At 80.1% G+C, this 4227-nt stretch carries 3 protein-coding genes; all 3 read left to right on the forward strand.

Annotation, left to right across the window (positions count from 1 at the left end; translation table 11 throughout):
• A partial coding sequence (locus tag ACFWEK_RS19460) for a hypothetical protein (protein ID WP_430555106.1) occupies positions 1 to 617 on the forward strand: 617 nt, incomplete at its 5' end.
• Positions 617 to 2359, forward strand: coding sequence for a DNA polymerase Y family protein (locus tag ACFWEK_RS19465; protein WP_430555107.1), 1743 nt, complete (start codon positions 617 to 619; stop codon positions 2357 to 2359). The genes ACFWEK_RS19460 and ACFWEK_RS19465, both read left to right, overlap by 1 nt.
• On the forward strand, positions 2352 to 4227 hold a 1876-nt coding region (locus tag ACFWEK_RS19470; protein WP_430555108.1), incomplete at its 3' end, for a PHP domain-containing protein. The genes ACFWEK_RS19465 and ACFWEK_RS19470, both read left to right, overlap by 8 nt.

Raw genomic sequence — 4227 nt, forward strand, 5'->3', positions numbered from 1 at the left:
ACCCGGGGCTGGCACCCCTCCTGCCCGAGGGCGGGCTGGCCGCAGGCACGGTGCTCGCCGTCCGCGGCTCGTCGACGCTCCTGCTCGCGCTGCTGGCCGAGGCGTCACGGTCCGGCGCGTGGGTCGCGCTCGTCGGCACGCCGGACGTCGGGATGCTGGCGGCCGCGGACGCCGGGGTCGCGCTCGGGCGGACCGTGCTCGTCCCCGCCCCGGGCCCGGACGCGCCGGCGGCCCTCGCCGCGCTGCTCGACGGGATGGACGTGGTGGTCGTCGGCCCGGGCGCCGCCCTGCTCGACTCCGACCGGCGCCGCCTGGCCGCGCGCGCCCGGGAGCGGGGCGCGGTGCTGGTGGCGCAGGCGACGTGGCCCGGCGCGCACGTCACCCTCGACGCGCGGGGCGGCACCTGGTCCGGCGTGGACCACGGGGCGGGCTGGCTGCGCCGCCGCACCCTGCTCGTGCGGCGCACCGGTCGCGGGGCCGCCGCCCGACCCGTCGAGATCGAGGTGGACGTGCCGCTGCAGGTCGAGCGGGTGGTCGGTGGCCCCGACGCCGTGGGCACGGTCCCGGGCGCCGGGGCGCACGGCCCCTCCGCGCCCGCCCGGCTGCGGGTGGCGTGATGACGGGCGGGAAGACTGTGCCCGCGGCGTCCGCGACGACCTCGTCCGGGGCGACCTCGCGGACGGCCGTGCTGTGGGTCCCGGACTGGCCGGTGGTGGCGGCGCTGGTCGGCGCCGGGCTGGACGCGCACGTCCCCGCGGCGGTGCTCGGCGCCCGGTCGGGCGGCGGGGCGGGCGCCGGGCACACCGTCGTGGCCGTCTCCGCCGTCGCACGCGCCCAAGGGGTGCGGCGCGGGATGCGGCGCCGGCAGGCGCAGGAGCGGTGCCCCGAGGTGGCGCTGCTGGCGGCCGACGACGCCCGCGACGCGCGGGAGTTCGAGCCGGTGGCGCTCGCGGCCGAGACGGTGGTGGCGGGCCTGGAGGTGGCGCGCCCGGGGCTGCTCCTGCTGCCGGCGGGCGGGGCCGCGCGCTACCACGGCTCCGAGCTGGCGCTGGCGCAGGCCCTGGTGGGCGCCGTCGCCGCGCGCACCGGGCACGAGAGCCAGGTGGGCGTCGCCGACGGTCTGCTCGCGGCGGTGCTCGCCGCGCGCGAGGACGCCGTCGTGCCCTCGGGAGGCTCCGCGGCGTTCCTCGCCGACCGCCCCGTGGGGGAGCTGGTGCACGCCGTCTGCGACCCGGCCGGGGTGGCCGCCGTCCGGGAGGCGGCCGGGCTGTGGTGGCGGCTCGGCCTGCGCACCCTCGGCGACCTGGCAGCCCTGCCCGCCGCGAGCGTGCAGGCGCGCTTCGGCGACCTCGGCGCCTGGGCGCAGCGGCTCGCCCGCGGCGAGGACCTGCGCCCGCCCGCGCGGCGTCGCGTCGAGGAGGACCTGGCCGTCGCGGAGGAGCTCGACCCGCCCGCCCTGCGGGTCGACGTCGCGACCTTCGCCGCGCGCCGCCTGGCCACCGCGCTGCACGACCTGCTCGCCGTGCGCGGGCTGGCCTGCGGGCGGCTGCGGATCACCGCGCGCACCGCGGGCGTCGACCTCGGCGGGGACGACGTCGGTGGGGAGGCGGGGGAGGGGGCCGTGCTGGAGCGGGTGTGGCGCACGGACGACGCCGCGGCCGGCGGGATGAGCGCGGCGCGGATCACCGACCGGGTGCGGTGGCAGCTCGAGGGCTGGCTGACCGCGGCGTCCGCCCGGCGTGGGGGCGGCGCGGACGACCCCGTCGTCGCGCCGATCGCGCACCTGGCGCTGGCGGCGGAGGACGTCGTCCCGGCGACCACCCACCAGCCCGGCCTGTGGGGCGCGGACGCGGGCGAGGGCGAGCGTGCCCGGCGGGCGCTCGGGCGGGTGCAGGGGCTGCTCGGCGGGCACGCCGTGCTCACGGTGGAGCTGCAGGGCGGCCGCGGGCCCCGCGACCGGGTGCGGCTCGTCCCCTTCGGCACGGAGGGCGGCGCGGGCCGCGACCCCGGGCTGCCCTGGCCGGGCGCCCTGCCCAGCCCCGCGCCCGCCGGGCTGCCGGGCGAGCCGGTGCCCGCCCGGGTGCTCGACGCGGCAGGGCGCGACGTCGTCGTGGACGCCCGGCTCGCGATGAGCGGCGAGCCCGCCGCCGTCGCGTGCGGCGGCGGTCGCGGGGCGGACGGGGCGCAGGACGTCGCCGCGGTGACGGGGTGGGCGGGCCCCTGGCCGCTCGCGGAGCGCTGGTGGGCGGCGGGCGGGGGAGCGCGCCGCGTCTACCTGCAGGCGGTGCTCGACGACGGGCGGGCGCTGCTGCTGGCGCAGACCGGCGGCGTGTGGCAGGTGGAGGCGTTCTATGACTGAGGCGGAGGTGCAGCGGAGGGTGGGGGTCGAGGGACGAGGCACGCGCCAGGAGCGGAACCGCAGCATCCGTCATGAGAGGGCCACGACCAGCGGGTACGCGGAGCTGCACGCGCACTCGGCGTTCAGCTTCCTCGACGGCGCGTCGCACCCGGAGGAGCTGGCGGCCGAGGGTGCGCGCCTCGGGCTGGAGGCGCTGGCCCTGACCGACCACGACGGGCTGTACGGGGTGGTGCGCTTCGCGGAGGCCGCGCGGAAGGTGGGGCTGCCCACGGTCTTCGGCGCCGAGCTGCACCTGCCGGCTCCCGTGACTCCCGGCGCGGCTCCGGGCACGGCCGGGAGCCGGCCGGTCCTCGACCCGCCCACCGGCGTCCCCGACCCGCGCGCCACCCACCTGCTGGTGCTGGCGCGCGGCGACCAGGGCTACCGCAACCTGTCCCGCGCGATCGCGACCGCCCACCTGGACGCGGGGGTCAAGGGCAAGGCCCGGTACGACCTCGAGGGCCTCGGGGCCGAGGCGGGCGGGGAGTGGCTCGTGCTCACCGGGTGCCGCAAGGGGGCCGTCCGGCGCGCGCTCACCGCCCCCGCGGGCGGCGTCGACGCGGCACGGCGCGAGCTCGACCTGCTGGTCGCCACGTTCGGCCGGGACAACGTGGCCGTCGAGCTCACCGCGACGGGCGACCCGCGGGACGCCGACCTGCACGACGCGCTCGCCGCCCTGGCCCACGACGCGCGGCTGCCGGTCGTCGCGACCGCGAACGCGCACTACGCCCGCCCGCGCGACGCGGACCTGGCGGGCGCGCTCGCCGCCGTGCGGGCGCGCTCCTCGCTGGAGGGCCTGGACGGCTGGCTGCCGGGTGCCCCGGTCGCGCACCTGCGCTCGGCCGCCGAGATGCGGGCCCTGCACCGGCGCCATCCGGGGGCCGTCCCCGCGGCGGCGGGACTCGCGGCGGAGTGCGCCTTCGACCTGCGCCTGGTGGCGCCGAACCTGCCGCCCTACCCGGTGCCGGCGGGGCACGACGAGGCCAGCTGGCTGCGCGAGCTGGTGCGGCGGGGGGCCTCCGACCGGTACGGCCCGCGGCCCGCACCCGGCGTCCCCGGCGACGAGCGCGCCTGGGCGCAGATCGACCACGAGCTGCGCGTCATCGAGGACCTGACCTTCCCCGGCTACTTCCTCGTCGTCTACGACCTCGTGGAGTTCTGCCGCCGGGAGGGCATCCTGTGCCAGGGGCGCGGGAGCGCCGCCAACTCGGCGGTCTGCTACGCGCTCGGCATCACCGCGGTCGACGCGGTGAAGCACGGCCTGCTGTTCGAGCGCTTCCTCGCGCCCGAGCGGGACGGGCCGCCGGACATCGACATCGACATCGAGTCCGGGCGGCGCGAGGAGGTCATCCAGCACGTCTACGGAAAGTTCGGCCGGCAGCACGCGGCGCAGGTCGCGAACGTCATCTCCTACCGGCCACGGTCCGCGGTGCGCGACGCCGCACGCGCCCTCGGGTACGACGTCGGCCAGCAGGACGCGTGGAGCAAGTCGATCGAGCGCTGGGGGTCGCTCCGCGGGCCGGACCCCGTCAGCCCCGCGGCCGACGCCGCGGCGCAGGCCGCCCGGGCGGCCTCGGGCCCCCCAGGGTCCGGGGGCGGGACGCCGGCGAACCGCACCGCCGCCAAGGACGCGCGCGTGGCAGCGCTGTGGGGCCCGACGGAGTCGCTCCCGGCCGGAGCCGGCCGGCCGCGTGGTGACCGCCCGCACCAGGGGCACCTGCCGGGGACCGGCCGGCGGGACTGGTCTCCGACGCTCGGCCATCGGCAGGGCGACCCGCAGGGCCGCCGGCGCGTCGTCGACCCGCTCGCGACGGACGAGGGGGAGGTGC

The organism is Isoptericola sp. NPDC060257 (assembly GCF_042726645.1).
Classification (GTDB): domain Bacteria; phylum Actinomycetota; class Actinomycetes; order Actinomycetales; family Cellulomonadaceae; genus Isoptericola; species Isoptericola nanjingensis.